This window comes from Parasphingorhabdus sp., assembly GCF_041748495.1.
Taxonomy (GTDB): Bacteria; Pseudomonadota; Alphaproteobacteria; order Sphingomonadales; family Sphingomonadaceae; genus Parasphingorhabdus.
Genome location: NZ_JBGTDD010000042.1, coordinates 1 through 4,850, shown reverse-complemented (window position 1 = coordinate 4,850; position 4,850 = coordinate 1). Strand labels below are relative to the sequence as shown.

General features: G+C 56.6%; 4 protein-coding genes. All 4 read left to right on the top strand.

All coding sequences use genetic code 11. The annotated features are described in order from the left end of the window. A partial coding sequence (locus ACEW8J_RS03435; RefSeq protein WP_373490236.1) for a sterol desaturase family protein occupies window positions 1–761 on the top strand: 761 nt, incomplete at its 5' end. Window positions 762–877: 116 nt separating this feature from the next. Next, window positions 878–3,028, top strand: coding sequence for an FAD-dependent oxidoreductase (locus ACEW8J_RS03430; protein WP_373490235.1), 2,151 nt, complete (start codon window positions 878–880; stop codon window positions 3,026–3,028). Continuing rightward, window positions 3,025–4,293: a NupC/NupG family nucleoside CNT transporter gene (locus tag ACEW8J_RS03425; RefSeq protein ID WP_373490234.1), complete on the top strand. Its 1,269-nt coding sequence runs from the start codon at window positions 3,025–3,027 to the stop codon at window positions 4,291–4,293. The genes ACEW8J_RS03430 and ACEW8J_RS03425 overlap by 4 nt, the downstream gene beginning before the upstream one ends. Before the next feature lie 26 nt (window positions 4,294–4,319). Further along, the coding region (locus ACEW8J_RS03420) for a CDP-alcohol phosphatidyltransferase family protein (RefSeq protein WP_373490233.1) at window positions 4,320–4,850 on the top strand (531 nt) is incomplete at its 3' end.

Genomic DNA, 4,850 nt, shown 5'->3' with positions numbered 1-4,850 from the left:
TCGTGCTCGAAACAGTTTTTCCACGCAAGAAACGGTCGATGGCTCGCGGTCACCGCTGGCGGACAAACATCATTATCATCCTTGTCGACAGCGCTGCCCTCAGATTGATGGGCCCAATTGCCGCCATTTCCGTCGCTGTTTTTGCCGCGCAAAACGGTTTTGGCTTGTTCAACTGGACCAGCTTACCCGGCTGGCTGGAGTTCGGTCTGGCGCTGATATTACTGGATCTGGCGGTCTATGTGCAGCATGTGATGACCCATCGAATCTCGCTGCTTTGGGCGCTTCACAAAGTCCATCATGCTGATCGGGATATCGATGTCACCACGGCAGTGCGCTTTCACCCGGCTGAAATCATGTTGTCGATGCTGTATAAATGCGCTCTGGTGTTGCTGCTCGGGCCGACCCCTTTTGCGGTTTTCATATTCGCGCTGATCCTTAACCTTTGCGCGCTGTTCAATCACAGCAATTGGCGGTTGCCAAATTCGGTCGACGCCATCTTGCGGCAGTTGCTCGTGACACCGGATATGCACCGCGTGCACCATTCGACCATCACCAAGGAAACCAACAGCAATTTTGGTTTCAGCATCGCGTTGTGGGACCGGCTATTCGGAACCTACCAAGCGCAGCCCGTCGCCGGACATGATGGCATGGTCATCGGTCTGCCGGAATATCAGTCGGACCATCCGGCCGAACTTTGGTGGAGTCTGGCGCTTCCATTCGCTGGTCCGCACCGGGAGAAGCGCTCCGGCGGTCGCCGATGAACATTATCGGCAATCGTTCAATTGCCCCGGGTGCAAAACCCGCTAGAAGATCAGGATAGAAAAATAGGCAGATCGCTGGCCCGTGCACAGACTCCTGGTCGGGTAGAAAGTACCATATGAAAAAAACACTGATACTTGTCGTCTTTGCCATCGCCATTGCTAGCTTCTTCTACTTTGACCTCGGCTCGCAGCTCACGCTGGCTAGTCTGAAGGAACAGCAGGTGGCTTTTGATGCGCAATATCAGGCGGCTCCCGTTCTCGTTATCGCGATATTCTTTCTGATATATGTCGCGACAACGGCGGCGTCCTTGCCAGGAGCGCTGATTCTTACCCTTGCGGCCGGGGCGCTGTTCGGTGTCGTGACCGGCACGATCATTGTGTCCTTCGCATCGTCAATCGGCGCAACGATCGCCTTTCTCTCATCGCGCTATCTGTTTCGCGATGCAGTAAAGTCCCGGTTTGGGGACCGGCTGAAGGCGATCGACAATGGTGTCGATAAAGATGGCCCTTTTTATCTGCTGACGCTCCGATTGGTGCCGGTTTTTCCTTTCTTTCTGATCAATCTGCTGATGGGGCTGACCGCGATCAAGGCCCGCACATTCTATATCGTGAGCCAGATCGGCATGTTTCTGGGGACGTTGGTTTATGTCAATGCCGGTACTCAGCTGGCCAATATCAATGAAGTCAGCGATATCGGCTCGCCGGGTCTGCTGCTGTCTTTTGCCGCGCTTGGCCTCACTCCCTGGATCGGCAAGTGGATCGTAGCCGGGATAAAGCGCCGCAAAGTCTACGCGCGCTGGACCAAGCCGAAAAAATATGACCGCAATATGGTGGTGATCGGAGCTGGTGCTGCCGGTTTGGTCTCCTCCTACATTGCAGCGACGGTTAAGGCCAAGGTTACCCTTGTCGAAACCTCTAAAATGGGTGGCGATTGCCTCAACTATGGCTGCGTGCCGAGCAAGGCGCTGATCAAAAGCGCGAAAGTTGCCCAGCAGATGCGCGACGGCGACGTTTACGGGCTGAACAAGGTCACTCCAAAATATAGCTTCAAAGCGGTGATGCAGCGCGTGCATGATATCATTGCCACCATTGAACCGCATGACAGCGTCGAGCGCTATACCGATCTTGGCGTCGATGTGGTAAAGGGCTATGCGACGATCATCGATCCCTGGACGGTCGAGATCAAGCGCGAAGATGGCGAGGCGCAACGACTGACCACGCGCTCCATCGTCATCGCTACCGGCAGCCGACCGTTTGTGCCCGATCTGCCCGGCCTTGATGAAGTCGGCTATGTCACCAGCGATACGCTATGGAAAGAATTCGCTCGGATGGACGAGATCCCGAAGCGCATGGTCGTGCTCGGCGGCGGCCCTATTGGCTGTGAACTGAGTCAGGCCTTTGCCCGGCTCGGTGCAGATGTGGTGCAGGTGGAGCGCTCCGACCGCCTCTTGGAGCGGGAAGACGATGAAGTCGCAGAACTAGCTCTCGGCGCGCAGCAGCGCTCCGGTGTAGAGGTTCTGACCGGCCATGATGCGATCCGCTGCGAGCGGGTAGATGACGAAAAGCGGCTGATCCTCGCTGCGGATGGCAAAGAGAAAAGCATCGCCTTCGATGCACTGGTTGTCGCGGTTGGTCGCAGTGCCCGGCTGACCGGATTTGGGCTGGAAGAACTGGGCATCGAAACCGATCGAACGGTCGTAACCGATGATTATCTCGCGACTCTTTATCCCAATATTTTCGCAGCTGGCGATGTCGCCGGACCATATCAATTCACTCATGTCGCATCTCACCAGGCCTGGTTTGCAACGGTGAACGCCCTGTTCGGTCAGTTCCGCAAATTCAAGGCAGACTATCGGGTCATTCCCTGGACGACATTCATTGATCCCGAAATTGCAAGGGTTGGCCTGAACGAGCAGGATGCGAAGGCTCGGGGCATTGCCTATGAAGTCACGACTTACCAGATGCATGAGCTTGACCGTGCGATTGCGGACAGCGCCACGCATGGATTTGTCAAAGTGCTGACCGTGCCGGGCAAGGACAAGATTCTTGGCGTCACGATCGTCGGCGATCATGCCGGCGAGTTACTAGCCGAATATGTTCTGGCGATGAAATACAAGCTTGGCCTGAACAAGATATTGGGAACGATTCATACCTATCCCACCATGGCAGAAGCGAATAAATATGCGGCCGGCGAATGGAAGCGTGCACATGCACCGGAAGGCTTGCTCCGCTGGGTCGAGCGTTATCACAGCTGGATGCGAGGATGATAGATGCCCTGCAGCAGGGCCAGGGTCTGATTGGCCTGTCCCTGATCCTTGTTTTCGTATGGCTGCTGTCGGAAAACCGCCAGGCCACCCCGGGCTGGAAATGGATGGGCGCTGCGCTCGTGCTGCAATTTACGATCGCGCTGGTGATCGTCAGAATTCCCTTTGTCTGGGATATTATCGGCATTGCCAATCAGGGCGTGATGGCGATTGAAAAAGCGACGCTGGTCGGGTCATCCTATATGTTCGGCTATGCGGGTGGGGCGGAATTGCCCTTCGTCTTGAAAGAGGGCGCACAGCCGCCGTTGATCATCGCGTTCCAGATATTGCCGCTGGTGATTGTCTTTTCGGCGCTATCCGCATTGCTCTGGCACTGGGGCGTGCTCGCGTGGATTGTCCGTGGCCTGTCCTGGGCGCTGCGCAAGACCATGGGCGTCAGCGGTGTCGTCGGCCTGAGTGGCGGAGCAAATATATTTCTGGGCGTGGTCGAATCTCCGCTGGTTTTGCGGGCTTATTTTGACAAGATGAGCCGGTCCGAACTGTTCATGGTGATGGTGCTGGCGATGGCGACCATTTCCGGAGCGATATTGGTCCTCTATGCTTCGACCCTGTCGAAGACCGTTCCGAACGCCGTCGGCCATATGATCTCCGCATCATTGATCTCGCTACCGGCCGCGATATTGGTTGCCCGCCTGATGGTTCCGGGCGACGGCGAGACCGAAGCCAGCAACGAGCAACCGGGACTCAAATATGATGGCAGCATCGACGCTCTTGTCCGCGGAACGATGGAAGGCGTGCAGGTGTTCCTGGCGGTGATCGGCATCATTCTGGTGGTGTTTGCGCTGGTCGCTCTGGTCGACCAGATTTTGACGATATTGCCCTATGTCGATGGTCAGGCGGTGACCATCAAACGCGCCTTCGGCTGGTTGTTCGCGCCATTGATGTGGACATTGGGCGTGCCGTGGGACCAGGCACCGGCGGCAGGGGCGCTGATGGGAACCAAAACCATCCTCAACGAATATGTCGCCTACCTCGATCTAGCGGCGATACCGGAAGGAACCTTCGACCCCCGTAGCCAGCTCATCATAATCTATGCGCTTTGCGGCTTCGCCAATCTTGCCAGCGTCGGCTTGCTGGTCTCGACGATCGGAACGCTGGCGCCGTTGCGCCGCGCCGAAGTCGCCGGACTGGGAATGAAAAGCTGGATCGCTGGCAATTGCGCCACCGCTATGACCGGCGCGGTCATCGGCATCGTGACCGTTGTTTGATGGTCGGCGATCGGGGAAGATAAACGATGCTTGATTCCCGCCTGCGACCGATCATCGATCCTCCCCTCAATGCGCTCGGCGCTTGGATCGCAAGAATCGGCTTGACCGCCAACCAGGTAACGCTGGCCGGAGCGCTGATCGGTATCGGTGCGGGCGTGGCCATCGGGTTTCGCTATTATCTGCTGGGGCTGGTGCTGTTGTTGGTCAGCCGTCTGTTCGACGGACTCGATGGCGCCGTCGCCCGAGCAACGACACAATCCGATTTTGGCGGCTATCTTGATATTGTCGCCGATTTTGCCTTCTATATTGCCGTGCCGATCGGCTTTGGCTTTGCCGCATCAGCCAACCTGCCCTTCGCGCTGATATTGGTTGGCAGCTTCACGCTGACCGGGATCAGTTTCCTCGCCTATGCCGTAATAGCGGCCAAAGAGGGCCGGGAGTCGGATGCCCATGGCAAAAAAAGCTTCTTCTACAATACCGGTCTCGCCGAGGGAACCGAGACGATTATCGCCTTTGTTCTGATGTGTTTGATGCCACAATATTTTGCCCTTGTAGCG